25 protein-coding genes and 1 riboswitch are annotated in these 26,307 nt (G+C 47.7%); of the genes, 17 read left to right on the top strand and 8 right to left on the bottom strand.

The features are described 5' to 3' along the window. Positions 1 to 321: 321 nt before the first annotated feature. The 3 genes from BSQ33_RS09045 (at position 322) to BSQ33_RS09035 (ending at position 4,073) form a co-directional block, all read left to right on the top strand. Positions 322 to 2,211: a methyl-accepting chemotaxis protein gene (locus BSQ33_RS09045; protein WP_021021466.1), complete on the top strand. Its 1,890-nt coding sequence runs from the start codon at positions 322 to 324 to the stop codon at positions 2,209 to 2,211. A 126-nt stretch (positions 2,212 to 2,337) separates the two neighbouring features. Beyond that, positions 2,338 to 3,324, top strand: coding sequence for a serine/threonine protein kinase (locus tag BSQ33_RS09040; RefSeq protein ID WP_088133891.1), 987 nt, complete (start codon positions 2,338 to 2,340; stop codon positions 3,322 to 3,324). Positions 3,325 to 3,473: 149 nt separating this feature from the next. Further along, a complete protein-coding gene (locus BSQ33_RS09035; RefSeq protein WP_088133890.1) occupies positions 3,474 to 4,073 on the top strand; it encodes a thiol:disulfide interchange protein DsbA/DsbL in 600 nt (199 codons plus the stop codon). A gap of 108 nt (positions 4,074 to 4,181) precedes the next feature. Here the strand turns inward: BSQ33_RS09035 and BSQ33_RS09030 are convergent, their stop codons facing one another. Together BSQ33_RS09030 and BSQ33_RS09025 are read right to left on the bottom strand one after the other, a co-directional pair. Further along, on the bottom strand, positions 4,182 to 5,060 hold the full coding sequence (locus BSQ33_RS09030; RefSeq protein ID WP_021021463.1) for an acyltransferase: 879 nt from the start codon (positions 5,058 to 5,060) through the stop codon (positions 4,182 to 4,184). Positions 5,061 to 5,157: 97 nt separating this feature from the next. Next, positions 5,158 to 6,681, bottom strand: coding sequence for a YifB family Mg chelatase-like AAA ATPase (locus BSQ33_RS09025; RefSeq protein ID WP_088133889.1), 1,524 nt, complete (start codon positions 6,679 to 6,681; stop codon positions 5,158 to 5,160). Between the two features lie 481 nt (positions 6,682 to 7,162). Between BSQ33_RS09025 and ilvG the strand changes: the two genes are divergently transcribed. From ilvG to ilvA, 5 genes are read left to right on the top strand one after another with little or no spacing between them, the layout of a single operon-like run. Continuing rightward, entirely contained in the window at positions 7,163 to 8,809 is a 1,647-nt protein-coding gene (gene ilvG, locus BSQ33_RS09020) for an acetolactate synthase 2 catalytic subunit (protein WP_021021461.1), read from the top strand. Between the two features lie 12 nt (positions 8,810 to 8,821). After that, a complete protein-coding gene (gene ilvM / locus BSQ33_RS09015) occupies positions 8,822 to 9,106 on the top strand; it encodes an acetolactate synthase 2 small subunit (protein WP_021021460.1) in 285 nt (94 codons plus the stop codon). A gap of 13 nt (positions 9,107 to 9,119) precedes the next feature. After that, positions 9,120 to 10,061 (top strand): branched-chain amino acid transaminase, encoded by a 942-nt coding sequence (locus BSQ33_RS09010; protein WP_088133888.1) that lies wholly within the window; start codon positions 9,120 to 9,122, stop codon positions 10,059 to 10,061. Between the two features lie 30 nt (positions 10,062 to 10,091). Beyond that, positions 10,092 to 11,933, top strand: a complete 1,842-nt coding sequence (gene ilvD / locus BSQ33_RS09005) for a dihydroxy-acid dehydratase (RefSeq protein ID WP_088133887.1) — start codon at positions 10,092 to 10,094, stop codon at positions 11,931 to 11,933. 3 nt (positions 11,934 to 11,936) lie between these two features. Then, complete coding sequence (ilvA, locus tag BSQ33_RS09000) at positions 11,937 to 13,466, top strand: threonine ammonia-lyase, biosynthetic (RefSeq protein WP_021021457.1); 1,530 nt, start codon at positions 11,937 to 11,939, stop codon at positions 13,464 to 13,466. A 161-nt stretch (positions 13,467 to 13,627) separates the two neighbouring features. Here the strand turns inward: ilvA and BSQ33_RS08995 are convergent, their stop codons facing one another. Then, the gene (locus tag BSQ33_RS08995; protein ID WP_021021456.1) at positions 13,628 to 13,807 is read right to left on the bottom strand and encodes a hypothetical protein; all 180 of its coding nucleotides are present in this window, start codon (positions 13,805 to 13,807) and stop codon (positions 13,628 to 13,630) included. Between the two features lie 135 nt (positions 13,808 to 13,942). On the opposite strand from BSQ33_RS08995, the gene tusA reads away from it, so the two are divergent. Next, positions 13,943 to 14,188 (top strand): sulfurtransferase TusA, encoded by a 246-nt coding sequence (gene tusA / locus BSQ33_RS08990; RefSeq protein WP_021021455.1) that lies wholly within the window; start codon positions 13,943 to 13,945, stop codon positions 14,186 to 14,188. 63 nt (positions 14,189 to 14,251) lie between these two features. Here tusA and BSQ33_RS08985 read toward each other — a convergent pair whose 3' ends face one another. The 5 genes from BSQ33_RS08985 to BSQ33_RS08965 form a co-directional block, all read right to left on the bottom strand. Next, on the bottom strand, positions 14,252 to 15,256 hold the full coding sequence (locus BSQ33_RS08985) for a tetratricopeptide repeat protein (RefSeq protein WP_088133886.1): 1,005 nt from the start codon (positions 15,254 to 15,256) through the stop codon (positions 14,252 to 14,254). 69 nt (positions 15,257 to 15,325) lie between these two features. Continuing rightward, positions 15,326 to 16,150, bottom strand: coding sequence for an HDOD domain-containing protein (locus BSQ33_RS08980; protein WP_088133885.1), 825 nt, complete (start codon positions 16,148 to 16,150; stop codon positions 15,326 to 15,328). A gap of 335 nt (positions 16,151 to 16,485) precedes the next feature. Further along, positions 16,486 to 17,004 (bottom strand): Hcp family type VI secretion system effector, encoded by a 519-nt coding sequence (locus tag BSQ33_RS08975; RefSeq protein WP_088133786.1) that lies wholly within the window; start codon positions 17,002 to 17,004, stop codon positions 16,486 to 16,488. 256 nt (positions 17,005 to 17,260) lie between these two features. Continuing rightward, positions 17,261 to 17,518, bottom strand: coding sequence for a hypothetical protein (locus BSQ33_RS08970; protein ID WP_021021451.1), 258 nt, complete (start codon positions 17,516 to 17,518; stop codon positions 17,261 to 17,263). 108 nt (positions 17,519 to 17,626) lie between these two features. After that, the gene (locus BSQ33_RS08965; RefSeq protein WP_021021450.1) at positions 17,627 to 18,181 is read right to left on the bottom strand and encodes a TMEM165/GDT1 family protein; all 555 of its coding nucleotides are present in this window, start codon (positions 18,179 to 18,181) and stop codon (positions 17,627 to 17,629) included. A 125-nt stretch (positions 18,182 to 18,306) separates the two neighbouring features. Between BSQ33_RS08965 and BSQ33_RS21565 the strand changes: the two genes are divergently transcribed. From BSQ33_RS21565 to BSQ33_RS08930, 8 genes are all read left to right on the top strand, one after another. Next, on the top strand, positions 18,307 to 18,450 hold the full coding sequence (locus BSQ33_RS21565) for a hypothetical protein (protein ID WP_157721374.1): 144 nt from the start codon (positions 18,307 to 18,309) through the stop codon (positions 18,448 to 18,450). A 110-nt stretch (positions 18,451 to 18,560) separates the two neighbouring features. Further along, a complete protein-coding gene (gene glyQ, locus BSQ33_RS08960; RefSeq protein ID WP_021021449.1) occupies positions 18,561 to 19,484 on the top strand; it encodes a glycine--tRNA ligase subunit alpha in 924 nt (307 codons plus the stop codon). A gap of 13 nt (positions 19,485 to 19,497) precedes the next feature. Further along, positions 19,498 to 21,564 carry a glycine--tRNA ligase subunit beta gene (glyS, locus tag BSQ33_RS08955; RefSeq protein ID WP_021021448.1) on the top strand — a complete coding sequence of 689 codons (2,067 nt, stop codon included), beginning with the start codon at positions 19,498 to 19,500 and terminating at the stop codon, positions 21,562 to 21,564. Between the two features lie 347 nt (positions 21,565 to 21,911). Next, a riboswitch (guanidine-I (ykkC/yxkD leader) is annotated at positions 21,912 to 22,009 on the top strand. 71 nt (positions 22,010 to 22,080) lie between these two features. Beyond that, complete coding sequence (locus BSQ33_RS08950) at positions 22,081 to 23,157, top strand: putative urea ABC transporter substrate-binding protein (protein ID WP_021021447.1); 1,077 nt, start codon at positions 22,081 to 22,083, stop codon at positions 23,155 to 23,157. Positions 23,158 to 23,206: 49 nt separating this feature from the next. Further along, positions 23,207 to 24,028 (top strand): ABC transporter permease, encoded by an 822-nt coding sequence (locus BSQ33_RS08945; protein ID WP_021021446.1) that lies wholly within the window; start codon positions 23,207 to 23,209, stop codon positions 24,026 to 24,028. A 4-nt stretch (positions 24,029 to 24,032) separates the two neighbouring features. Further along, positions 24,033 to 24,851, top strand: coding sequence for an ABC transporter ATP-binding protein (locus tag BSQ33_RS08940; protein ID WP_198298087.1), 819 nt, complete (start codon positions 24,033 to 24,035; stop codon positions 24,849 to 24,851). 11 nt (positions 24,852 to 24,862) lie between these two features. Further along, positions 24,863 to 25,639: an urea amidolyase associated protein UAAP1 gene (locus BSQ33_RS08935; protein WP_232471916.1), complete on the top strand. Its 777-nt coding sequence runs from the start codon at positions 24,863 to 24,865 to the stop codon at positions 25,637 to 25,639. Beyond that, on the top strand, positions 25,639 to 26,280 hold the full coding sequence (locus BSQ33_RS08930; protein WP_021021443.1) for an urea amidolyase associated protein UAAP2: 642 nt from the start codon (positions 25,639 to 25,641) through the stop codon (positions 26,278 to 26,280). The genes BSQ33_RS08935 and BSQ33_RS08930 overlap by 1 nt, the downstream gene beginning before the upstream one ends. Positions 26,281 to 26,307: the final 27 nt, after the last annotated feature.

The following is a 26,307-nucleotide window of genomic DNA, read 5'->3' as shown; positions in this document are numbered from 1 at the left end:
CCAACCTTTATCGGACTGAAAATCGTTATCAGGTCAATCAACCATCGGCCTCAAACCATTCAAGTAAAATAGTGTTCAAACTCTAATTCAATTTATTTTTTAAATGAGTCAAATAAACCAACAATCACATCAATAAAATATATTAAAGCTATATAACCTTGTTGAAATATTAAATTTTACAATAATTTCTATAAGCACACTTTATATAGGGTTGTCTATCAAAAACAATCATCTCCAACCAGTAAATTTGACCAACAAATAAACAACTGGCAATGGTATGCTCTACGCACCTGAATACTTATATTAAAAAGAGGAACGTCAGTGAGTGCGAAGGCTAAATTAATATCTTATATTGGCGGATTATTTACTATCATTGTTACCATAATCTCAATTGTATGTTTTTATAATTTTCGCGCATCATCCAGCGAAAATTACACGGAGAAATTAACCAATCAATCGACATTAATTGCTCAGGTTCTCGAGCTTGAAACGAAAAGGATATTTCATATTCTTGATATTGTCGGAGATACTCTCCCCATTCAAGATGGTCGGATTACCGACGAAAAAAAATTACTCTCTACGCTGAGGGAGCTTTCCGACAAGATAGATCTCCTCAACGCTTATGTTGCATTGCCTTCCGGCAAAACATTTTCAACCAATACCAACGGTTTTATTCCTAATTTCAATGCTAAACAACACCAACGAGAATGGTTCATTCGAGGCATGAAAGGAGAACAAAATATTGTTACCACACCATTTAAAAGTATAGAGGGTAGATCGGTTATCGCACTTGCCAACCCAATATATCGAAACGGAAAAGTAATTGGTGTATTATCAGCAAACTTTTCAATAGATACAGTGAATGCTTTTGTCGACAAAATATCAGAAAATAAACAAGTATTTGTCAGTCGAACGGATGGGTTTATTTTCTCATCAAAAAATGAAGATGAGATTGGTAAAAACCTATTCACAATAAGACCCTCCTATACACCATATAAAAATGAGAAAAATAGTGTCCATTCTTATACTCATAATGGTAGAGAATATTACGTTACAGAAATAACCATTGATTCACTGAATTGGATGGTTTGGTCATGGGACTCCTGGGATAATATTCTTCAGCCATCAAAACACAATTTATATTTAACCATTGTGTTAGCCATTGTGTTACTAAGCTTATCTCTAGGCATCGTCTATTGGTTGGTCATTCAATTGATGTATAAACCGATTGGCGGAGAACCCCAACAGATATCGGATATCGTCGAACAAATTGCTAATGGCGACCTATCTCACCAGCCAACAACACAAAAACATGCGACAGGTATCTATCGATCCGTTCTACACATGGTGGCCAATCTTCGGCATATCGTCACCAATATCAATGACTCCGCCACGAACATCGATCAAGTCTCTCAGACATTGTCGTCTTCAGCCCAATATGTCAATCAAAGCTCTCAATCCCAAATGAATCAGTTGGAGCAAACTTCAACGGCAATGAATGAAATGACAGTGACCGTCGATGAAGTTGCACAAAATGCTCTGAACGCCTCTTCAGCTGCGGAAGAAGCGGCTGAAAAATCACAACAAGGGCTAGACATCGTCCAAGAGATGAACCAAAACATCCGGATGTTGGCTCAAGGCATGGAACAGGTGGTCACTACCACGGCTCAATTGGAGAAAGAGACCATTGATATCGGCGGCATTCTTGATGTGATCAATACCATCTCGGAGCAGACTAACCTGCTGGCCTTGAATGCCGCGATTGAGGCTGCCCGTGCTGGTGAAAATGGTCGAGGGTTTGCCGTTGTCGCAGACGAAGTCAGAGAACTTGCCGGCCGGACCCGAGAGAGCACCGAACAAATTCAGATGGTCATTGAACGACTTCAGGGAGAAACCCAGAAAACGGTTCAGCTCATCGCATCGAATACTGAGGGAGCCAAACATGCCGAAGAACGTTCATTACACGCAACAAACGCCTTAGAAACGATCCGCCAATCCGTGATGGTGATTCAGGATATGAATAGCCAGATCGCAACAGCGGCAGAGCAACAAACCCACGTTTCCGCGGAGATCAATGCCAGTATTGTCGAGATCAACGATCTGGCGAAGGCGACAGCAGAAACATCAGATGACAATGCGGATAAAACCCACCAGCTCACTGGGATAGCGGCCGATCTGTCGCAGTCGGTCAATGCATTTCGCCTATCGTAAGTGATGACGCTACTCCCACGGAAACCACTTCTCCCCCGGCAGGCTGATAAGCACGGAGCCTGTTTGGGGATATCATGAATCAATGTTAGTCTTTCGTCACACATCACAGACCGATAAGCTCTGATCATGACACAAGCAACCTTTCACTTCGATGCACTGACCCCAGACCTCATGTGGTATGCACTAGAGAGCATCGGTATCCGTGCCGAATCCGGATTCTTGCCGTTAAATAGCTACGAAAACCGGGTTTACCAATTTATCGATGAATCTCGTCAGCGCTATGTAGTGAAATTTTATCGTCCGGAACGATGGTCGGACGAACAAATTGAGGAAGAACACCAATTTGCTCAAGAACTCACTGAGTCAGACGTTCCGATTTCCGCACCGATCTGCCTGATGGACAAGACACTTCATCATTATCAAGGATATCGATTCGCACTGTTTCGCAGTGAAGGGGGACGCCAGTTCGAAATTGACAATGTTGAACAACTTGAGTGGGTCGGACGATTTATGGGACGTATTCATCAAGTCGGCGCGAAACACCCCTTTATGTATCGTCCGACCGTCACACTAGACGAGTACCTCTATCGTCCCCAACAACTACTGGAACAATCCACGTTTATTCCATCCCATATCGAAAAAGCGTTTTTTTCCGATCTTTCCTTGCTGATTCATGCGATAGCGCAGCTCTGGCCGCAACAAACCAACAATATCCGTCTCCACGGAGACTGCCATCCGGGCAATATTCTCTGGCGTGATGGCCCGATATTTGTCGATTTGGACGATGCGCGTAATGGCCCGGCAATTCAGGATTTATGGATGCTGCTGCACGGTGATCGTGCTGACCGACTTGCACAACTCGATACAATCCTTGAAGGTTACCAAGAATTTTGCGATTTTAACCCTTCTGAATTGAAACTAATTGAACCGTTGCGTGGTCTACGCATGGTACATTACATGGCATGGTTGGCAAAAAGATGGCAAGATCCTGCGTTTCCGGTCGCTTTTCCTTGGTTTAATGATCCCAAATACTGGGAAGGACAAGTACTTGCACTGAAAGAACAAATTTCAGCACTGGAAGAGATACCACTTTCTTTTATGCCCCAATGGTAGCCCCAATACCCAACCTTGAAGGATCGCTTCAATAAAATTCATTGCTGTGGCTTTGCATAAACATGTTTCACCAGCGTTGAATATAGGCAGTAGGAAGGATTTGAAGTTAGGTGGGTATAATACAATAATCGAATCATATGGAGTTCATCATGAAAAAGCTTTTTGCTTTATTAACAACTTTACTCGTCAGTCTGTCTATTCACGCCGCTCAGTTTGAAGAAGGCAAATACTACAAAGTGCTTGATCGGCCGCATTCCGAGAATCCGAAAGTGATGGAATTTTTCTCGTTCTACTGCCCACACTGTAATGAATTTGAGCCAATTGTTGAAAAACTGGCAGCACAACTTCCGGCAGGGACTGAATTCCAGCGAGTTCATGTTTCATTCATGGGTGGCAACATGGCGCATTCGATGAGTAAAGCTTATGCAACGATGGTCTCTCTGAATGTAGAAGACAAAATGGTGCCGGTGATGTTTGATCGCATTCATAACAAACGACGCCCGCCTCAAAACGATAAAGCTTTAAAACAAATCTTTACGGATGAAGGGATTGATGGCAAATCATTCGATAATGCATTTAACAGCTTTGCCGTAGATTCTATGGTTCGCCGTTTCGATGATACCTTTAACAACAGTGGCCTGACCGGTGTTCCTGCGGTTGTCGTCAACAATAAGTACCTTGTTCAGCCACCACACGATATTAAAATCGACCAATATTTCGAGCTGGTTGACTATTTGCTGAAAAAATAATCAACCCAAAAACAACCTCAACGGAATCATTCAAAACAATCAGGGAGCCTTTGGGCTCCCTGATTTGTCTATATGAGGTCATTTGGGTATATATTGCATCACTTGGCATCATTGATATATATCATCCAATAACGCATCTTTGTGCTCCCAGACATCTCCCAACCATCTCTGAAACTGCCGCTTATAAGGTTTGTCATTGAAATAATCACCGGATACGCGCTCATCAACCGGTAAAACCCGAACCCGAACCACAATGCGCTGCATTTTACCCATCAACATATCTTTAAATGGCACGGCCTGATTATCCGGATAAGCCAGCGTCACATCGATAATGTTCTCGAACTGCTCACCCATTGCCGCCAGCGTATAAGCGATACCTCCCGATTTCGGTGGCAACAGATGTCGATAGCTCGATTTGGTTGCACGTTGTTTCTCCGGTGTAAAACGCGTGCCCTCAACATAATTGACCACAGTGGTCGGTGTATTCTTGAATTTGGCGCAGGAGCGACGTGTTGTCGCCAGATCCTGACCGCGTTTTTCCGGATGGCGCAGCAGATATTCTCTTGAATAACGACGCATAAACGGCATATCCAGTGCCCAGCAACTCATGCCGATAAACGGTACATAAAGTAACTGCTGTTTTAAGAAAAACTTCGGCATTGGGATCCGATCTTTAAACACACTGCATAGCACGACGATATCCGTCCAGCTCATATGATTACTGATCATGAGATACCATCCCTGCCGATTTAAGTCCTCAACCCCCTGAATGTCCCATTCGACAGGGTTGGATAAATGCAAAATACGCATATTTACCGTGGCCCACAACCACATGAACCAGTTGGCAAGCCGTGTCGCATAAGCTTTTAAAGCAGAAGTTGGCAACAACAGTTTGATCAAGGCAGCGACACAGATCGCAACAGAACAAAAACCAGTATTCACCAACACCAAACAGGCGTTTACAACCAATAAAACGTAAGCCAGCATAAGATAGACGTCATTTCCGCTCAAAAATAAAATAGCGTGTGATTATACAAATTTAGTCATTGAATAACATGCTTCTCTTCGTCATGCAGATACCGTCTCACACAGCTTGCATCGTCAACTGCTTCAATAATCGATCCATGGCCCTGTATCCCAGCGCTTCTGCCAGATGTGCCCGCTGGATATGTTCCTCTCCCGCTAAATCAGCAATAGTCCGGGCAACTTTAATAATGCGATGATAAGCACGAATCGACAGCCCGAGACTGTGCAATGCATTTTCCAGAAAATCGGCATCAGATTTAGCCAATGGGCAGAACGTCTCAATTTCCCGGCTGGTCAGAAGAGAATTCGCTTTTCCCCGTAAACGGAGCATTAATTCACGCGCCCGCAGCACTCGCTCACGCACCACCTGCGTTGTTTCTCCCCGCCCCCCGCCTTCGGCAAGCATGCCTTTCGGTAAAGCAGGGATCTCGATCGACAAGTCAAAGCGATCCAATAACGGCCCTGATAATCGGCTCAGATAACGAAGAATATGTTGCGGATTGATCCGGCTTTCCTGACCATCATAATACCCTGTCGGGCTTGGATTTAACGCCCCGACTAACTGAAATCGCGCCGGGAAGCGCGTCTTCCCTTGCGCCCGGGAAATGACAATCTCCCCCGACTCCAAGGGTTCACGTAATGAGTCGAGCACTCGACGTTCGAACTCCGGCATCTCATCGAGAAAGAGTAATCCATTATGAGCCAGTGAAATTTCACCGGGACGCGGAATCGAACCGCCACCGACCAAAGCAGCCATAGAACTGGAATGATGCGGTGCTCGAAATGGCCGCTGTTTCCAGTTGTACTGATGAATATCCTGCTGCGTCAGTGAAGCAACCGCTGCGGTTTCCATCGCTTCTTCATTACTCATCTCAGGCAGTAAGTCACATAACCGCGAGGCCAGCATCGTTTTACCTGTTCCCGGAGGCCCGAGAAACAGCAAGTTATGATGCCCGGCAGCGGCAATTTCTAAAGCACGCTTCCCCTGTTGCTGGCCGATGATATCCTGCAAATCCCGCCCAGAAGCTGGTTGTTCAATCTGTGGCGGAGACTGATGTAATCCCAGCGATAAATCGCCGCATAAAGCCTGACAGACTTCTTGCAAACTCCCGGCAGAATAATGTTGTTCTTGCCCGACTAAAGCCGCCTGATCACCATTTTCATGCGGTACCACCAAAGCACGGCCAGCCAACCCGGCAGCCAGAGCTGCGGGTAAAACGCCTTTCACGGTTCGTAACTGGCCGGATAACGCTAACTCCCCTAAAAACTCATAGTTTGCCAGATGATCCGCCATAATTTGATCCGACGCTGCCAGAATCCCCAAAGCAATAGGCAGATCGAATCGGCCACCCTCTTTCGGTAAATCGGCCGGTGCCAGATTGACAGTGATGCGTTTGGGTGGAAATTCAAACCGAGAATGAATAATCGCACTACGGACCCGATCCCGTGATTCTTTGACCGTGGTTTCCGGCAAGCCCACCAGAGTAAATCCGGGCATCCCATTACTAATATGCACTTCAACTGTCACCAACGGTGCTTCTACACCAACACTCGCCCGACTATGAATGATTGCTAACCCCATATAATTCCCTTGTGATTGATTTATAAATATTCACGGTATCAATCAGTGATACGCAGAATGTACGGGGGTAGGTATAACGCAGGCGGAAAATAAAAGAATATGAAAAAAGAATGATATTTTCCTTGTCATGTAACAGAATTGTATGTTACACACTAGGTATGTCGAGATTTTCATCAATCTTGGAACATTCACTAAAATAAGATTTCTATTCATGATGCATCTGTTCGTTCGTTTACATTCTCTCATTAGCCTGATTCTAGTCGTGGTCATTATTGATTCCGCGCGGGGGCTACTGGACGAAAGATAGCAGCAAGATGAAACAAACCCCCGCACTGAAAAGTCCGGGGGTTTTTTTTAGTCTGGACAATAATAAAACGTGCGCTGACCCAGTCGGCAAAGCGGTATAACGGGAGTCGCACATGAAGTGCTCACACAACACAACACGAAGCAATAAGAACGATGAATGTACGGGAGGGACACGATGAACGGAGCGCAACTCGTCGTAGCAGCCCTGAAACAACAAGGTATCAAGACCGTATTTGGTTATCCGGGTGGTGCAATCATGCCCATCTACGATGCCCTGTATGACGGTGGTGTCGAACATATTTTGTGTCGTCACGAACAAGGGGCGGCCATGGCAGCCATCGGGATGGCAAGATCAACCCAAGAAGTTGCCGTATGCATGGCGACATCAGGGCCGGGAGCAACGAACCTCGTAACAGGGCTGGCAGATGCTTTCCTTGATTCCGTCCCGCTGGTTGCCATTACCGGACAGGTCGCCAGCTCTCATATCGGAACGGATGCATTTCAGGAGATGGATGTCATCGGCATGTCACTGTCTTGTACCAAACACAGCTATCTGGTGACCGATATCAATGATCTGGCCCCCACATTGGCGGAGGCCTTTGAAGTTGCCAAAACGGGACGCCCCGGGCCAGTCATCGTCGATATCGCAAAAGACGTTCAACTGGCCCAATCCCCTGTCACGACGCTCACCCCATGTACTCCCCCTGCCATGCCTCAAACCAATCCGGATGAACTCACGAAAGCACAAACGATGTTGAATGAAAGCCAACGTCCGGTTTTTTATGTCGGTGGCGGTGTTCAACTCGCCCATGCAACCGACACGGTACGAGAATTTTTACGACTCAACCCAATGCCGTCTGTCAGTACCCTCAAAGGATTGGGCTCGGTTGAACGCCACGACCCTCACTATCTGGGTATGTTAGGCATGCATGGGACGAAAGCAGCCAATTTAATCGTTCAGGAATGTGACCTCCTCATCACGGTCGGCGCCCGTTTTGATGATCGGGTGACCGGCAAACTCGATACTTTCGCCCCACATGCAAAAGTGATTCATATTGATATCGATGCCGCAGAGTTCAATAAACTCCGACGTGCCAATGCGGCACTGCGGGGCGACATCAATACGATTCTGCCGCAACTGGAACTCTCACATGATATTAGTGGCTGGGTTCACCACAGTGAGAGCTTGCGGAGTGGATTCAAATGGCGTTATGACCATCCCGGTGAACTGATTTATGCACCGCTGCTACTGAAACAGTTATCCGATATGATGCCTGACGACTCCGTTGTCTCGACAGACGTTGGTCAGCATCAAATGTGGGCAGCGCAGCACATTCAGCCAAGAGCACCGCAAAACTTTATTTCATCGGCGGGTCTTGGCACCATGGGATTTGGTTTGCCAGCCGCGATGGGTGCAGCCGTGGCTCGTCCTAACGACCAATCCATTCTGATTACGGGTGACGGTTCGTTTATGATGAATATTCAGGAGTTGGGCACATTAAAACGCCGCCAGATTCCGGTCAAAATCGTATTGTTGAACAACCAGCGTTTGGGAATGGTTCGTCAATGGCAATCTCTGTTTTTCGACGGTCGCCACAGTGAAACCATTCTGGACGACAACCCGGATTTCATCATGCTGGCACGCGCTTTCGATATTCCGGGCAAAACCATTACCAAGAAAGAAGAAGTTGAGCCGGCTTTACAAGAAATGCTGGCAAGCAAAACCGCTTATCTACTGCATGTAGCAATTGATGAAGAAGAAAATGTCTGGCCGCTGGTACCACCCGGTGCATCAAACAATGACATGCTGGAAAATACATAGGAGACACCAGAAATGGAAAGATATCTACTCGACATCAAAGCTGATGATAAGCCGGTTCTGCTAGAGCGGGTACTGCGTGTCATTCGTCACCGCGGATTCATCATCAAACAGGTTGCGGCAACCCAAAATCATGAAAGCAAAGTTGCCAGCGTCGAAATTATCGTCGACAGCGATCGGCCAATCACAACATTGACCAACCAAATCGAAAAATTATGGGATGTGCGTACTGTTGAAGTCATTCAAATCAGCAATAACGAACTACCCAATAACAATTTACAACAAAAAATTTGTGCATAAGGAAGAAATAATAATGGCTACTAATACTGCGGATTTTATATGGTTTAACGGGGAAATGATGCCGTGGGCAAATGCTCAAGTACATGTCCTGACGCACGCGATGCATTATGGAACATCAGTCTTCGAAGGCGTTCGCTGCTATGACACCCCCAAAGGCCCGATCGTGTTCCGTCATCGGGAACACGCACAACGTTTAGTCAACTCTGCCAAAATTTATCGCTTCCCGATTCCATATTCTGTTGAAGAAATTATGGAAGCAACCCGAGAAACCTTACGCGCAAATCAACTCAACTCCGCTTATATCCGCCCATTAGCTTTTGTCGGTAATGTCGGTCTGGGCGTTTGCCCGCCAAACGATACTGAACTGGATATGATTATCGCCGCTTTCCCATGGGGTGCCTATCTTGGCGAAGAAGCATTAGAAAATGGCGTTGATGCGATGATCTCCAGTTGGAACCGTGCTGCACCGAATACCATCCCAACGGCAGCAAAAGCCGGAGGGAACTACCTTTCTTCACTCCTGGTTGGTGGAGAAGCCCGTCGTCACGGTTATGACGAAGGGATCGCCCTGAGTGTTGACGGGTATCTGTCCGAAGGGGCCGGTGAGAATATTTTTGTGGTAAAAGACGGAGAAATCCTCACACCACCGACAACCAGCTCGATTCTTCCGGGGATTACGCGCGATACCATTATGATTTTGGCGAAAGATCTCGGCTATACCGTCCGCGAAGCCAATATCGCCCGTGAAGGGCTCTATCTGGCAGACGAAATTTTCATGACCGGAACCGCTGCTGAAATCGTACCGGTACGCAGTGTTGATCGCATCTGCGTTGGTTCAGGAAAACGCGGCCCGATCACCAAAGTGATTCAGGATGCCTTTTTCGGACTATTCAATGGAACCACTGAAGATAAATGGGGTTGGTTAGATTACGTCAATCCTCAAGAGAATGCCTAACCCCAAAAGAATCAAGTAAAGGACAACACAATGCCGAAGTATCGTTCCGCAACAACAACACATGGTCGTAATATGGCAGGGGCACGCGCTTTATGGCGTGCTACCGGCGTCAAAGAAGATGATTTTGGGAAGCCAATCATTGCCGTGGTCAACTCATTCACCCAGTTTGTACCGGGCCATGTTCATCTGAAAGACTTAGGCCAGATGGTCGCTCGTGAAATTGAAGCCGCCGGTGGTATTGCCAAAGAATTTAACACCATTGCCGTCGATGATGGCATTGCGATGGGTCACGGCGGAATGCTCTATTCACTGCCATCTCGTGAGCTGATTGCCGACTCTGTCGAATATATGGTCAATGCACACTGTGCCGACGCGATGGTCTGTATCTCCAACTGTGACAAAATAACTCCCGGAATGCTCATGGCCTCGCTGCGCCTGAATATCCCGGTGATCTTCGTTTCCGGCGGCCCGATGGAAGCCGGAAAAACCAAACTGTCCGATCAACTGATCAAACTCGATCTCGTAGATGCGATGATTCAGGGTGCCGATCCAAATGTATCTGACGAACAGAGCGAACAGGTTGAGCGTTCTGCTTGCCCGACCTGCGGTTCTTGTTCCGGTATGTTTACGGCCAACTCGATGAACTGTCTGACTGAAGCTTTGGGGCTGTCGCAACCGGGCAACGGTTCTCTGCTCGCAACGCATGCGGATCGCAAAAAACTCTTCCTCACCGCAGGTCAACGCATTGTCGGGCTGGCAAAACGCTATTACGAACAAGATGATGCATCCGTTCTGCCGCGTAACATTGCCAATAAATCTGCATTTGAAAATGCCATGGCGCTGGATATTGCCATGGGCGGTTCAACCAATACGGTACTGCACCTGCTTGCTGCAGCACAGGAAGGTGAAGTGGACTTCACCATGGACGATATTGACCGCATGTCACGTCGCGTACCGCACTTGTGTAAAGTGGCCCCGTCGACTCAGAAGTACCATATGGAAGACGTCCACCGTGCCGGCGGTGTCATGGGGATTCTCGGTGAACTCAACCGCGCCAACCTCCTGAATACTGAGACCAGAACGGTACTTGGTATCAGCCTGCAAGAACAGCTGGCGCAATATGACATCATGCAAACTGATTCTGCTGACGTGAAAGCATTCTACCGTGCCGGTCCTGCGGGCATCCGCACCACACAAGCTTTCTCACAAGATTGCTACTGGGAAACGCTGGACGATGATCGTCAGGACGGATGTATCCGTACCAGAGAACACGCGTTCAGCCAAGATGGTGGCCTTGCGGTATTGCAAGGCAATATCGCACTGGACGGCTGTATCGTTAAAACCGCAGGGGTTGATGAAAGCAACCTGAAATTCCGTGGTCCGGCGATTGTGTTTGAAAGTCAGGAAGATGCGGTTGAAGGTATTCTTGGCGGTCAAGTCAAAGCCGGTGAAGTGGTCGTCATCCGCTACGAAGGACCAAAAGGCGGTCCCGGCATGCAAGAAATGCTGTATCCGACGACATATCTGAAATCGATGGGATTGGGTAAATCGTGCGCCCTGCTAACCGACGGTCGCTTCTCTGGCGGCACATCCGGTCTGTCCATCGGTCACGCCTCTCCGGAAGCTGCCAATGGCGGTGCTATCGGGCTGATTAAAAACGGTGACATCATTGATATTGATATTCCCGGACGATCCATTGAACTGGTCGTGTCAGCAGATGAACTGGAAAGCCGTCGTGCGAAACAAGATCAGATCGGCTGGAAACCGGCCAATCGCCAGCGTGAAGTCTCTTTTGCGCTGAAAGCCTATGCCAGCATGGCAACCAGTGCTGACAAAGGTGCGGTGAGAGACAAATCAAAGCTAGGAGACTAGTCGATGACATCCACCAGCCAAACCGGCGCAGATTATCTGCGCCAAATCTTGCGCGCCCCGGTCTACGAAGTTGCGATGGTGACACCATTGCAAGACATGCCCCGGCTCGCAGCGAGAGTCAATAACCGCGTCCAGCTCAAACGCGAAGATCGCCAACCAGTTCATTCGTTTAAACTGCGCGGTGCCTACAACATGATTGCAAATCTGAGCGAGGCTCAAAAACAAGCGGGCATTATTACAGCATCTGCGGGTAACCATGCTCAAGGATTGGCCTTATCCGGTACGAAGTTAGGTGTGAAATCAACGATCGTCATGCCGAAAACCACTCCAGATATCAAAGTCGATGCCGTCCGAGGATTTGGCGGTGCCGTGGTGTTATTCGGTAATAACTTCGATGAAGCGAAAGCAGAAGCCGAACGACTTGCCGCTGAGCATCATTACACGTTTGTGCCCCCTTTCGATCATCCATTGGTTATCGCCGGACAAGGCACGATTGGCATGGAAATGCTGCAACAGAACGGTCATCTGGATTATATCTTCGTGCCCGTCGGTGGCGGTGGTCTGGCGGCCGGTGTTGCCGTGCTGATCAAACAACTGATGCCTGAAATCAAAGTCATTGCCGTTGAACCGGAAGAATCCGGTTGTTTAAAAGCGGCGCTTGATGCCGGTGAACCGGTGGTTCTGGAACAAGTCAGCATGTTTGCAGACGGGGTGGCGGTAAAACGTATTGGCGATGAAACGTTCCGTTTATGTCAGCAATATCTGGACGGTCATGTCTCTGTGTCCAGTGATGAAATCTGCGCCGCAGTGAAAGATATCTTTGAAGATACCCGTGCGATTGCAGAACCTTCCGGTGCTCTGGCTCTGGCGGGGTTGAAAAAGTACGCAGAACAGCACCAGTTGACAGGCAAACAGTTAGGAACCGTTCTCTCCGGTGCCAACACCAATTTCCACGGCTTACGCTATGTTTCAGAACGATGTGAACTCGGCGAAAAACGTGAAGGTTTGCTCGCTGTAACCATCCCTGAACGCAAAGGTGCATTTTTCGAATTCTGCCAGATCATTGGTGGCCGGGCGGTCACAGAGTTTAACTATCGTTACAATGATGACTCACTGGCCAATGTCTTCGTCGGGATTCGTCTCGCCGGTGGCCCGGAAGAACTCAACAGCATCATTCAGGATCTGCGTAAAGCTGGCTATCCGGTTATCGATTTATCCGATGACGAAATCGCCAAACTGCACATTCGTTACATGATTGGCGGAAAACCGTCGAAGCCACTCAAAGAACGGTTATACGCGTTCGAGTTTCCGGAATATCCCGGAGCATTGCTGAAATTCCTCAGTACGCTCGGGACACACTGGAATATCAGTCTCTTCAACTATCGTAATCATGGCGCCGACTACGGCCGGGTGCTTTGTGCATTTGAGCTCAGTGACGACGATTTAGTCCGTTTCTCTGCACATCTCGTTGAATTGGGTTATCAGTACAAAGACGAGACCAACAATCCGACCTATCGGTTCTTTTTGTCTTAATCTGGGAATCGCCTGCTTCTCGGCTATTATGCCGGTCAATTCAATTGACTGGCATGATGGTCGTTGTTACAGGCAAAAAAAATCCCGCATTACTGCGGGGAAGCCCAAGAAAAATGGGATAGTGTCGGAAAGGTTGCATTGTGTTTAGAGTTACTTTTCAATCAATGCTTGGATGTATCGTATTGATGGACTTCCAGCCAAAGCCCGATCATTGCAGCAATCACTCCCCATACCGGCATGAGTGAAGCTTGTTCCGACGCCGATGTGCTTATCACCAACGCTCCAAACGAGATAAATCCCACCAGAGCATAGATAGTTAGTCTGTCGATTTCGTTCAGCATTCCTTGCTCCTCGACGTCATGTTGCAAACATGTTAAATAAATTAAAACAAAAAGTTTCATTTGCCAAGAGGTTATTGAATATTTTTTCTTCGGCAGTATGATTTGACATTCAAATGACTAACAAAGCCCCCTGCCATGACCATTGATAAATCATTAGCCGACTACACATTAGAGGCCGAAGGATTACGGTGTCCCGAACCTGTTATGATGGTCAGAAAGACCATCCGTTCGATGAAAGACGGTGAGAAGTTACTGGTCATTGCCGATGACCCCTCGACAACCCGAGATATCCCCAGCTTCTGTCGGTTTATGGATCATCAGTTGTTGGAAGCTCAAATCGAGCAAGAACCGTATCTGTTTTTGATTCAGAAAGGGCTTTGAGTCGTGTTGATGTTACGAGTCGCTAATCGCTATTGATCACCAATAACCATTGATCACCAATAATTATTGATGAGCCAAGGCGTTTACTTCAGCAAATGCCCTTTCCAGATTTTCATGCGCGGCTTGATAGAAGGATGACTTTTCATCAATGGCTTGCTGCAAATAAGGAATGGCCTGGTCGGGGTGGCCCTGAATCATCAGAAAGTAGCCGACACGGTTTAACGCCTGATAACTCTCCATCTGCCGCATAAACACATTCAGCGCTCGCTGTATTTTTCCCTGACTCAGATAAATGAGACCCAGATTGTTCTGCGCTCTGCTGTTACCGGGATCAAGCGCCAATGCAGCAAGCGTGGCACGCTTGGCCTCAAGAATGTCACCGCTCATATAATAGGAATAACCAATGTTAAGCAGTAATTTGCTCGATTGAGGGTGAATATTCAGCACCTTTTTATAAAGCGCCTGAGCAATGTCATGCTGGGAATCCACATCATAAATAATCCCCAGCCCCATATAAGCATTGACGGGAGAATGTTGATCCATTTCTAAAGCATCGACAGTATCAATCTGGTTGAGCGATGGCGATAGCATCACGTGGTGATGCAAACGCATCTGATCTGCATTAATGGCGCGAATAAAGAAACGTTTTCCGACCTCAAACACCCCTTTCTTACTGTAATTCACCCCCAACTGCTGCAATACGTCGATATTATGCGGATTGTCTTGCAACGCCATCTGATACGCTTTCTCGGATAACCTATCGCGCTGATGCAACTGATGAATGCGCCCAATTTTATAAAGGGTTTCATCTCGCTGCTGTCCCGCTGGCAATGACAACGCACGAATATACTCAAACAGCGCTAAATCATCCTGCTGCGCATGCATCGCAGCATCGCCACGTGCAATCGCTTCTTGCTCAGTTTTCGGGGTACCATTCACGTCCAGACGGCTCACAGGACGACCTTCATACAACTGCGCCATCATTGAACCCCGCTTCTGCTGAGTGGCACAACCTGCAAGCAAACCAATCATCAAGGTCACTGCAATGCAAACCGATTGTATCTTCATGATCAATTCCTCATCCTTAACGCAACATCATGGTCATGACACTCATCAGCACCACTAAATCGATAACAACTAGGTGATTTGATGGGCAAGATCTTTCCCTTCTCCTCGATGGTTATCCAAGTCGGGAACAGCTGAAGACGATACATTCAGCATATCGCTATAGGCTTGTTTGGTCATAAAATTAAATTTATCCTGCTCACTGGCTAATAAATCCCAGTGTTCGTTAATGATCCGGGACAAATGAATCAACCGGGCATACTGTGGGCTCTTGGCGGCAGCATCCGGATGCTCGTAGTGCTCAATCGCATCAACCACGGAATCAGGAAACTTCCAAGTGGTGGCGAGTTTTCCTCCCAACGCAGGAGCAGTGGTCTCAAGGACCTGCTTTTGTGCCTCCAATGGTGCCATTCCCTGTTTGATTTTAGTTTGAATCTCTAATGCCAGTTCCGGCACCAATGAATGAATCATTAACTCACCGACATTATGCAAGACACCAATGGTAAACGCTTCATTTTTATCCAGACCAGCCGAAGGAGCCAGTTGACTCGCAATGACAGAGATTTCGAATGTATCAGACCAATATTGCTCCATATCTAATGTTTTGACTTGGTTGAAAGCACTGGATAGTACAGAAGCAACAACCAATGTTTTGACGGCACCAATCCCGACACGAATCAAAGCATCATTGACCGATGAAATCGTTTTACTCCCGCCAAAATAGACCGAGTTTGCCATTCTTAACAAACGCGCACTCAGCACTTGGTCCATGGCTATTTTTTTAGACAATTCATTAAAATCAACATCTTCCTGATTGACCATTTCGAGTAACTCTTGCAGTAATGACTCGATTCTTGGCAGTTCATTTAAGCGATTAATCATTGCAGCTTGGCCCATTGATTCCTCTCCATATTCAAGTGAGACAATAAGAAGCTTAGGTGAGAAGTTGCAAAATATCTTGTGACCCCAAATACAAATATGAAAGCCGAATGATAAAGATGAAACGCTCAAAGGATGATATCGAAGATGAGGGGATTATCTGGCGGGGCTCAGACTTCATCGCAGCACACAGCACAACCTGATTGCTGATGACAAAACAAGCTTATTACCAATAAATGCGGATGAAAGGTAAAAAAGGTCGCGATATAAACAAATGTTGCCCACCAAGGGTGAGCAACATGACCATCAAAGCATTGTCGGACTGGCACATCAGGTGCCTGTCCATCAGACAATTAAGCTTCGATTGGCTTACGCCAGTCGTCAGCACCTGAAGTACCCGCGTTAACGTGGTCCCAAGTGATCTTACGGTAAGACATTGATACCGTCAGGTTTTGAGTGAAATCAGCGTCTGCTGGGTTTTGGCAATGTGGCATTGCACACTCGATGTTAACGATCGTTGCGTTTTCAAGTGTTGTGGTGAAGAAGTTTTCTTGTTTACCTTCGATTGAAGTGCGGTACCACTTCAAAGTAACAGAAGACATTTTTTCACCTGAAGCCAATGCGTTATACAGCAGAGGAACGGCTTTGTTCAGGTTCACAGTGAATTTGAAAGGCTTGTGAACACGTTGACCAGCAGGCTGACCAGACTGAGGATCAGTCGGAACAGTGACAACGTGGTCAAACTGTTGAACCATCATTTCATCTTCGTGACCTTCAACAAAAGAGTCACCGATAGAATCAGCAGTACAAGCGCCTGACGTGATTAGCCCCTGAGTTTCACCTTCGATAGAGATATAACATGGAGTTGGCATTCTGAAATTCCTTCAATTATCTATAATAAGTTCATGTTTTTAATATACATAGAACCTTTAGGCTCTTGCACTGTAAGAGCAAGGCCTGTGCCAACTCACACATATCAATAAAATCAATTGGTTATAAAGATACAAATATAGATACAAGCAAGATCTTGCCCAGAGGCGAGCAAGAAGTTGCCCGGTGAGCAAAAACTTGCCCGAAAGAAGTGGAACAAGCATCACAGAAGTGTTTTATGTTGAATATAACGAAGCGTTACAGCTCCTTCTCATCCTGATAATGATGTTGCAGTTTTTCCATCTGCTTTTTCAGAGAACGGACTTCCTGATGTAACGGCACAATATGAAAAATATGGATCCAAGACTCGACGATCAGACCCATCAAGATGAGTGCCCCGATAACCATCGGTAACCACATATCGGTTAATACCATACCCAATACAGTCAGAATAAAGCCAAATCCATACAAGTAGAATTGGCTTTTCAAGCTCATGCCAGTGTAACGAACTAACATACGCCACTCCCTTTATTGACGATCCTAGCATCACAGTAGCATGAGAATCATGAAGCATGTATGTCAGATATCACGCTTGTCACCGATAGTGTTCACCGAGGACCCGACTCAATATAAAACCGCCACGCCAGCCAAACCGACAAACAGAACCGCGGTGATTTTCCGAATCAGGGCCAGCGGTAATCGATCAGCGGAGAGCTTGCCGATCAACACAACCGGTACATTGGCAATCATCATCCCAATAGTCGTTCCCAAAACCACCCAGAGCAAACCATCGGCAAATTGAGCCCCTAACACAGAAGTTGCGATCTGCGTTTTATCCCCGATTTCCGCAACGAAAAATGCAATAAAACTGGCAACAAACGGTCCCCGGCTCGAACAGGCACCATCATCATCCATTTTATCGGGGATCAAGACCCAACCCGCCATCGCTAAAAAGCTGGCAAAAATCACCCATTTCAAAATATCCGGAGAAAGGTATTCGGCAACGACAACGCCCAACCAGGCCGCGAGGGCGTGATTCACCAGAGTTGCAAGGAAGATGGCACTGATAATCGGCAACGGCTTGCGATAGCAGCTTGCCAACATTAATGAAAGAAGTTGTGTCTTATCGCCGATCTCTGCCAGCGTTACAGTTGTAATTGATATAGCTAAAATATTCACGACATGCTCTCGGGGCAGGACGATGAACCATAGACAAACATCGCATCCTACCCCTAGTACTGCGATATTTGTCTAAGGTCTTGCTAAACTCGTATGAGTCTCGAACGCCACGGTGATGGGCACCAATGATGTTGACGAACGAACCGGTGACATTGCCGCAGAACAATCCAATTCCGGGCCAATGGCGTGGTAAGCTACTCCCCAAAGACGCAGCGATTCTAACGGCCTTATGTACGGAAAACAAGCATCGTATCGGTTTTATGTCGTGAAAAGAACAATGCACAACAATTAAACAAGATTGCCCCTACTCGATACGTCAATATATCGGTATAATTCAACGTTATTTTTCATGATTCAAACAACTCGCGCGAACCCGACTATGCAAACAAACTATGATATCAAAACCTTTCAGGGGATGATCCTCGCGCTGCAGGATTATTGGGCCCGTCAAGGATGTACGATTGTTCAACCTTTAGATATGGAAGTGGGTGCAGGGACATCTCACCCGATGACCTGCCTGCGTGCCATTGGCCCAGAGCCAATTGCGACAGCCTATGTGCAGCCTTCCCGCCGTCCGACTGACGGTCGCTACGGTGAAAACCCGAACCGTCTGCAACACTATTACCAGTTTCAGGTAATGATCAAACCGTCACCGGATAATATTCAAGAGCTGTACCTCGGATCGCTGAAAGCGCTGGGGATTGATCCACAAGTTCACGACATTCGTTTCGTCGAAGATAACTGGGAAAACCCGACTTTGGGAGCCTGGGGACTGGGCTGGGAAGTCTGGCTGAACGGTATGGAAGTGACCCAGTTTACTTATTTCCAACAGGTAGGTGGTCTGGAGTGTAAACCTGTCACCGGTGAAATCACTTACGGTATAGAACGTCTGGCAATGTACATTCAGGGTGTCGATTCCGTTTATGATCTCATCTGGACAGACGGCCCGCTGGGTAAAGTCACCTACGGTGACATTTATCACCAAAATGAAGTCGAGCAGTCTACCTATAACTTTGAACATGCGGATGTGGACTTCCTGTTCACCTTCTTCGATCAATGTGAAAAAGAGTGTCAGCACCTGCTGGAACTAGAAACACCACTCCCGTTGCCTGCTTATGAACGCATTTTAAAAGCAGGACATGCATTTAACCTGCTCGATGCACGCAAAGCGATTTCTGTGACAGAACGTCAGCGCTACATTTTACGCATCCGTAATTTGACCAAAGCCGTCGCAGAAGCTTATTACGCATCTCGTGAAGCGTTGGGCTTCCCAATGTGCAAAAAGCAAGACCAACAGGCATAAGGGGAGAGAAAGCATGGCTAAAGAACTTTTAATTGAACTGGGAACGGAAGAGCTCCCACCGACACAGCTTCGCACACTGGCCGAAGCGTTTTATCACAACTTTCAAACCGAATTGAAAGCCGCTGACTTACCTTTCGAAACGATGCAGTGGTACGCCACACCACGTCGTCTGGCACTGAAAGTGGCCGGCTTGGCAGAACAACAACCGGATAAAGTCGTCGAAAAACGCGGCCCGGCAGTAGCGGTCGCATTTGATGCGGATGGTCATCCAACCAAAGCGGCTGAAGGCTGGGCGCGGGGTAACGGGATTACCGTTGCACAAGCAGAGCGACTCACAACCGATAAAGGCGAATGGCTGCTGTTCAAGCAAGCCGTCAAAGGCCAGTCAGCAAAAACACTCATTGCTGAACTCGCCGCCAAAGCATTATCCAACTTACCGATTGCCAAACCAATGCGTTGGGGCGACCAAGACACCCAGTTTATCCGTCCGGTCAAAACCCTGACGATTTTGCTGGATGAAGCATTGATCGAAGGTGAAATCCTCGGTGTTCAGTCTGGCCGAGTCATTCGCGGCCACCGTTTTATGGGTGAACCCGAACTAACCCTCGAATCAGCCAGCCAGTATCCAGACATTCTGCAACAACGCGGCAAAGTGATTGCAGACTACGAGGCTCGTAAAGCAATGATTATTGCTGGTGCGCAAAAAGCAGCAGCAGACGTGGGTGGGATTGCCGATTTAGAAGAAGACTTGGTTGAAGAAGTTGCATCACTGGTCGAATGGCCAGTCGTCCTGACCGCTTCTTTTGAAGAAGAATTCCTCAAAGTTCCTTCTGAAGCACTGGTTTACACCATGAAAGGTGATCAGAAGTACTTCCCGGTTTACGACGTCAATAAAAACCTGCTACCGAAGTTTATTTTCGTCTCCAATATTGAGTCAAAAGAACCCCGTCACGTCATCGAAGGCAATGAGAAAGTTGTCCGGCCTCGTCTGGCTGACGCAGAGTTCTTCTTTAACAATGACCGCAAACGCCCACTCATTGACCGTCTGCCAGAGCTGGAAACGGCAATCTTCCAGAAACAACTGGGTAGCATCAAAGATAAAACTGACCGGATTGCCGTATTAGCGTCTTACGTTGCCAAAAACATCGGTGCCGATGTCGAGAAAGCAACTCGTGCCGCACTACTGGCAAAATGTGATTTGATGACATCAATGGTATTCGAGTTCACCGAAACGCAAGGCATCATGGGGATGCACTATGCGCGTCATGATGGTGAAGCCGAAGAGGTGGCACTGGCGCTGAATGAACAGTACATGCCGCGCTTTGCCGGTGATCGTCTGCCAAGTAATGCGATCTCTTCTGCGGTCGCGATTGCCGATAAACTGGATACCATTGTCGGTATTTTTGGAATTGGTCAGGCACCGAAAGGTTCCGACCCATACGCATTGCGTCGGGCATCATTAGGGATTCTGCGGATTATCGTCGAAAACGGCTATCAGTTAGATTTGGCTGATTTAGTTGCCGAAGCCGCAGCACAGTTCGGCGATAAACTCACCAATGCCAACGTCGAGCAAGATGTCATCGAATTTATGCTTGGCCGTTTCCGCGCTTGGTATCAAGACGAAGGCTTCAGCGTCGATGTCATTCAGGCGGTATTGGCTCGTCATCCAACCAAACCGACTGATTTCGATCAGCGCGTCAAAGCCGTCTCTCATTTCCGTACGCTCGATGCGGCTGATTCATTGGCTGCGGCGAATAAACGTGTCGGTAATATTTTGGCTAAGTTTGATGGTCAGTTGGCAGAAGAAGTTGACCTCACCTTACTTCAGGAAGGTGCAGAAGTCGCTCTGGCAGAAAATGTCGCGGTTCTGAGTGAAGCACTCGAACCCGCATTTGCTAACGGTGATTATCAGTCAGCACTAAACCAGTTAGCCGCACTGAAAGAACCGGTTGACGCATTCTTTGAAGACGTCATGGTCATGGCGGATGATGAAGCACTGAAAATCAACCGTCTGACACTGCTCAACGACTTACGCAATCTATTCTTAGAAATTGCGGATATTTCAGTCTTGCAGAAGTAGTCGGTTCACATCAAGATAATGCCCTCAAAGCCCTGTTCATTCAGGGCTTTTTTGTTGAGCACATACCAAAGTCGTTCTTACGACAAATCATTCTCATAACTCATCATTTTTATAACCAATCATCTTTAATTAAAAATGGCTCACACACAGAAGGATATCGGACAAAAATATCAGACAAAAAGAGTGCAAAAGCGCACCAACATGGTGACACGCCCACCAACACAAATGATTACATCAATTATAAGCCATTGTTATTTATACAAATAAAACCTTTGGCATAGCCTTTGCTATTTGTTTCACTAGTTGCGAAGAGCATAATGCAGTAGTATTTCGAACGTACAATGAATGAAATAGATGTCTAGGGTTCCGGCTGCTACCGCAGCGACTGGTCCGAGAGATATCAACCTCACCTGAGGTCACACGGCGGGACAAAAGCCCGGGAGGCCAACCAATAAATATTATTGGTTATGTCTCTGATGCGCTTGTTCACCCGATGACCCACAGTGGAGGTGGTCTATGAAATTTTTCCTGAAACCGTATCTCACGGCACTCGTTTTATCTGTCACACTCATTTCTTCTCTCACCCTTTCTCGTTCGGTATCCGCCGAAGAAAAAACACAATTTACATTAGCATGGTCGATTTATGTTGGCTGGATGCCATGGGATTACGCAGATTCATCCGGCATTCTGAAAAAATGGGCCGATAAATATGGCATTCAAATCAATGTCGTTCAGGTCAATGACTATGTTGAATCGATCAATCAGTACACCGCAGGGCAGTTCGATGCAACGGTCATGACCAACATGGATGCTCTGACCATTCCGGCAGCCAGTGGTGTTGATTCGACCGCGTTAATCGTTGGTGACTTTTCCGCGGGCAATGATGGCATTGTCTTAAAAGGTGATCATAAAACACTGGCCGACATTCAAGGTCAAAATATCAATTTGGTCGAACTCAGCGTGTCACACTATCTGATGGCTCGGGCGCTCGAAGCCATAGGTTTATCAGAACAAGACGTCCATGTTGTGAATACCTCGGATGCCGATATTGTCGCAGCCTATCAGACACCGGATGTTACGTCGGTCGTAACTTGGAACCCACTACTGAGCGAGATTACGGCACAGCCCCACACATCACTGGTCTTCGACTCAACAAAAATCCCCGGTGAAATTATCGATCTGCTGGTTGCCAATACCCAAACCTTGCAAGACAACCCTAAGTTTGCCAAAGCCCTGACTGGTGCATGGTATGAAGTGATGTCTGTGATGAAATCACCACAAGCCGATGCCGCCAAAACCATGATGGCAAAAGCATCCGGTACTAATCTGGCCGGTTATAACGCTCAGTTGCAAGCCACCCAGATGTTCTTCTCTCCTGCTGATGCGGTGCAATTTACGAACAGTGCTTCACTGATGAAAACCATGCAGAAAGTCGCGCAGTTCTCTTTTGATCATGGTCTGCTGGGTGACGGAGCACCGGATGACTCTTTTATCGGCATCGAAACCCCTGCCGGAGTGTTCGGTAATGCAGGCAATATCAAACTCCGCTTCAATTCGACTTACATGCAAATGGCTGCAGAACACAAGCTGTGAGCATGACAGACCGATTGTCGCACCGTACAACAGTGGATCTGGAGTAGCTATGACTCGACTCATTAACCGGAAACCATCACCATTACTGCGTCTGATGCTAGGGGCTTTGCCTTTTGTGATCGTCCTGATCATCTACTTGGTCGCCTCAGATGCCCGTCTGAGCGTCAATCCGGCAGATAAACTATTGCCCTCTTTCAGTAGTTTCGCCAATGCGGTTGAACGGATGGCATTCACACCGAGCAAACGGACCGGAGAGTATCTGATGCTCAACGATACGCTAGCCAGCCTGCAACGGCTTGGTATCGGGGTTGGGTTGAGTGCGTTCATCGGTCTCTGTTTTGGGGTCGCCAATGGTATTCTCCCCTTATTCAGGTCTTCGTTATCACCTTTCGTGACGACAATTTCCCTGATTCCACCAATGGCGATTCTCCCCATTCTATTCATCATGCTCGGGCTAGGAGAACTTTCCAAAGTGACCCTCATTGTGATTGGTATCTGTCCCATCATCATTCGGGATATCCAGTTAAAAACCCAGTCTCTCCCGGAAGAACAACTGATCAAGGCGCAGACGCTGGGGGGAAATAGCTGGCAAATTATTGTCCGCGTGATTGTCCCGCAAATCCTGCCGCATCTGATCGATGCTGTCCGGCTGACACTCGGCAGTGCCTGGCTATTTCTGATTGCTGCCGAAGCCATTGTGGCTACCGAAGGACTAGGATATCGGATTTTTCTGGTCCGGCGTTATCTGTCGATGGACATCATTCTGCCTTATGTCTTGTGGATTACCCTGCTGGCTTTTGTCATGGACTGGCTGCTCAGGCAGCTCTCACGACGGCTTAGCCCTTGGCATCACCAGACTCAGGGAGGATAAGTGAATGAAAGAACCGATGCTGCAAATCCGCAATCTGTGGAAAGAATATGACGATAATATCGTCCTTGAACGGCTCAACCTCAACGTCACCGAAGGAGAGTTTATCAGTATTGTCGGCGCCTCCGGCTGCGGTAAAACGACCTTTCTCAATCTGTTACTGGGAACCGAATCGGTCAGCCGCGGCGACATTCTGCTCGATGGTCAACCGCTCCGGCAAGAACCCAGCGTCGAGCGGGGCATTGTCTTTCAGAAATATTCGGTCTTTCCTCATCTGACCGTTCTGGAAAATGTCCTGATCGGGCTGGAATTCGGCAGCGCTCAATTCAGCGGTCATTGGTTGGGACGCATATTTGGTCACCAGCGGCAACAAGCTCAGCAACAGGCCCGCGATATGCTGGCACAAGTCGGGCTAAGCCATGCCGAACATCAATATCCCCACCAGCTTTCAGGGGGAATGCGCCAACGACTGTCAATTGCGCAGTCACTGGTCAAACAGCCACGCATTCTATTACTGGATGAACCCTTCGGAGCACTGGATCCCGGCATTCGTAAAGACATGCATGAACTGGTACGGAAACTATGGCAGGAGCAACACTTGACGGTATTCATGATTACCCACGATTTGAGCGAAGGTTTTCATCTCGGCAGCCGGATCTGGGTCTTTGACCACCCACGTCTCGATCCGCAGTCACCGGAACGCTACGGCGCCCAAGTCACCTTCGATATTCCTTTACATAAAACCGCGGTTCAATCCGCCCAGACACATCATCTGCTGGCTGAACATGTCAGTGCGATGGTCCAACCGATTCCTGATGCAATCTGAGGAACGCTACGATGCTTAACGAAAAGATACCGAATCAACCGATGATGTCTGTCGCAGAATCAGACGTTATCTTTACCGACACCATTCCCGGTGCATCGCACTGGTCGATGAAAATACCACGCGGCTATACACTGACCGCGACCGATATTGCAGGGGGCGCCAACCTGAGTGTGCTGTTTTACAACCCGGAGAACCTGCTCGAACGCTATAATGCCCCGGACACACTCAAATGCCAGCACACCTTTAAACTCACAGCAGGTCACTGCCTCTATTCAGATATGGGCCGGATTTTTTGTCGCATCGTGCGCGATGATACCGGTTGGATCGATACCGTCTGTGGGGTCGCCAATAAAGCCAAAGTGACTGAGAAATGGGGAGCGCGAACCTATCAACATGACCGCAACCAATGGAAACAGAACGGCTATGACGCTCTGTTGGTTGAGGTTGCTAAATATGGTCTCGGCAAACGGGATCTGGCTGCCAATCTGAATCTGTTCAGTCAAGTGCGTACCGATACAGACGGTCGCCTCATCTACGAGGAAAATCATAGCCAGCCCGGAGATTCGATAGCCCTGTCTTTCGAGATGGAAACGCTAGTCATCCTGACGACTTGCCCGCATCCGCTCAACCCGGCCTCAGAATACCCGTTTAAGCCGGTACAACTGACACTGACCCAATCCAGTGCAACCGCGACGCTGGCTGACCCCGAACACGGAAAAGATGAGAATCAACGCGGTCTTGAAAATAACCGCCGCTACCACTGCATCCCCCCTCAGGAGGTACTCTGATGATAATTGAAAGTCCACGACGCGCTGAAGATGCATGCCGCCGCGATACCGTTCCGGCTGGTGATTACTACATGAAAGTCGTCCATCAGGGACAGACTGTCCGCATCCTCGATCTGGAAGGAAATCAGGCGGCGGATACACTGTTTTACAATGCCAACAACCCAGCGGAACGCTATAGCGCAATCGATACGATTCGCGAACAAGGCAATGTCTACCTAACGGCCGGAAGCCGGATTCTCTCCGATCAGGGCAATCTGATGCTGGAAATTGTCGCCGATACATGTGGCCGTCACGATACACTGGGGGGTGCCTGTGCGACCGAGAGCAATACGGTTCGCTATGCGACAGACAAGAAATGTATGCACGCTTGCCGTGACAGTTGGTTGCTGGCGGTCAGCGAACATGAAGAATTCGCGATGACCAAACGCGATATTACCCACAATATTAATTTCTTTATGAATGTGCCGATCACCGAATCCGGCGGCCTGACTTTTGAAGACGGCATCAGTGCACCGGGCAAATATGTCGAACTCACAGCCGCGATGGATGTCATTGTGCTGATTTCGAACTGTCCGCAACTGAACAATCCTTGTAATGCCTATAACCCAACCCCGATAGACGTATTGGTCTGGGACGCCTAATCCCTGCCAGTCTGAAGATCTGAGCCG

The sequence above is a fragment of the Vibrio gazogenes genome (assembly GCF_002196515.1).
Taxonomy (GTDB): domain Bacteria; phylum Pseudomonadota; class Gammaproteobacteria; order Enterobacterales; family Vibrionaceae; genus Vibrio; species Vibrio gazogenes_A.
The sequence above is the reverse complement of the archived record's forward strand: the minus strand, read 5'-3'. Positions and strand labels throughout refer to the sequence as shown.

Bases quoted from the DNA above. Each gene is read 5' to 3' on its own strand.
- BSQ33_RS09040 (WP_088133891.1), top strand. From the start codon at position 2,338: ATGACACAAGCAACCTTTCACTTCGATGCACTGACCCCAGACCTCATG.
- BSQ33_RS09035 (WP_088133890.1), top strand. From the start codon at position 3,474: ATGAAAAAGCTTTTTGCTTTATTAACAACTTTACTCGTCAGTCTGTCT.
- BSQ33_RS09030 (WP_021021463.1), bottom strand. From the start codon at position 5,060: ATGCTGGCTTACGTTTTATTGGTTGTAAACGCCTGTTTGGTGTTGGTG.
- BSQ33_RS09025 (WP_088133889.1), bottom strand. From the start codon at position 6,681: ATGGGGTTAGCAATCATTCATAGTCGGGCGAGTGTTGGTGTAGAAGCA.
- ilvG (WP_021021461.1), top strand. From the start codon at position 7,163: ATGAACGGAGCGCAACTCGTCGTAGCAGCCCTGAAACAACAAGGTATC.
- ilvM (WP_021021460.1), top strand. From the start codon at position 8,822: ATGGAAAGATATCTACTCGACATCAAAGCTGATGATAAGCCGGTTCTG.
- BSQ33_RS09010 (WP_088133888.1), top strand. From the start codon at position 9,120: ATGGCTACTAATACTGCGGATTTTATATGGTTTAACGGGGAAATGATG.
- ilvD (WP_088133887.1), top strand. From the start codon at position 10,092: ATGCCGAAGTATCGTTCCGCAACAACAACACATGGTCGTAATATGGCA.
- ilvA (WP_021021457.1), top strand. From the start codon at position 11,937: ATGACATCCACCAGCCAAACCGGCGCAGATTATCTGCGCCAAATCTTG.
- BSQ33_RS08995 (WP_021021456.1), bottom strand. From the start codon at position 13,807: ATGCTGAACGAAATCGACAGACTAACTATCTATGCTCTGGTGGGATTT.
- tusA (WP_021021455.1), top strand. From the start codon at position 13,943: ATGACCATTGATAAATCATTAGCCGACTACACATTAGAGGCCGAAGGA.
- BSQ33_RS08985 (WP_088133886.1), bottom strand. From the start codon at position 15,256: ATGAAGATACAATCGGTTTGCATTGCAGTGACCTTGATGATTGGTTTG.
- BSQ33_RS08980 (WP_088133885.1), bottom strand. From the start codon at position 16,150: ATGGGCCAAGCTGCAATGATTAATCGCTTAAATGAACTGCCAAGAATC.
- BSQ33_RS08975 (WP_088133786.1), bottom strand. From the start codon at position 17,004: ATGCCAACTCCATGTTATATCTCTATCGAAGGTGAAACTCAGGGGCTA.
- BSQ33_RS08970 (WP_021021451.1), bottom strand. From the start codon at position 17,518: ATGTTAGTTCGTTACACTGGCATGAGCTTGAAAAGCCAATTCTACTTG.
- BSQ33_RS21565 (WP_157721374.1), top strand. From the start codon at position 18,307: ATGATGTTGACGAACGAACCGGTGACATTGCCGCAGAACAATCCAATT.
- glyQ (WP_021021449.1), top strand. From the start codon at position 18,561: ATGCAAACAAACTATGATATCAAAACCTTTCAGGGGATGATCCTCGCG.
- glyS (WP_021021448.1), top strand. From the start codon at position 19,498: ATGGCTAAAGAACTTTTAATTGAACTGGGAACGGAAGAGCTCCCACCG.
- BSQ33_RS08950 (WP_021021447.1), top strand. From the start codon at position 22,081: ATGAAATTTTTCCTGAAACCGTATCTCACGGCACTCGTTTTATCTGTC.
- BSQ33_RS08945 (WP_021021446.1), top strand. From the start codon at position 23,207: ATGACTCGACTCATTAACCGGAAACCATCACCATTACTGCGTCTGATG.
- BSQ33_RS08940 (WP_198298087.1), top strand. From the start codon at position 24,033: ATGAAAGAACCGATGCTGCAAATCCGCAATCTGTGGAAAGAATATGAC.
- BSQ33_RS08935 (WP_232471916.1), top strand. From the start codon at position 24,863: ATGCTTAACGAAAAGATACCGAATCAACCGATGATGTCTGTCGCAGAA.
- BSQ33_RS08930 (WP_021021443.1), top strand. From the start codon at position 25,639: ATGATAATTGAAAGTCCACGACGCGCTGAAGATGCATGCCGCCGCGAT.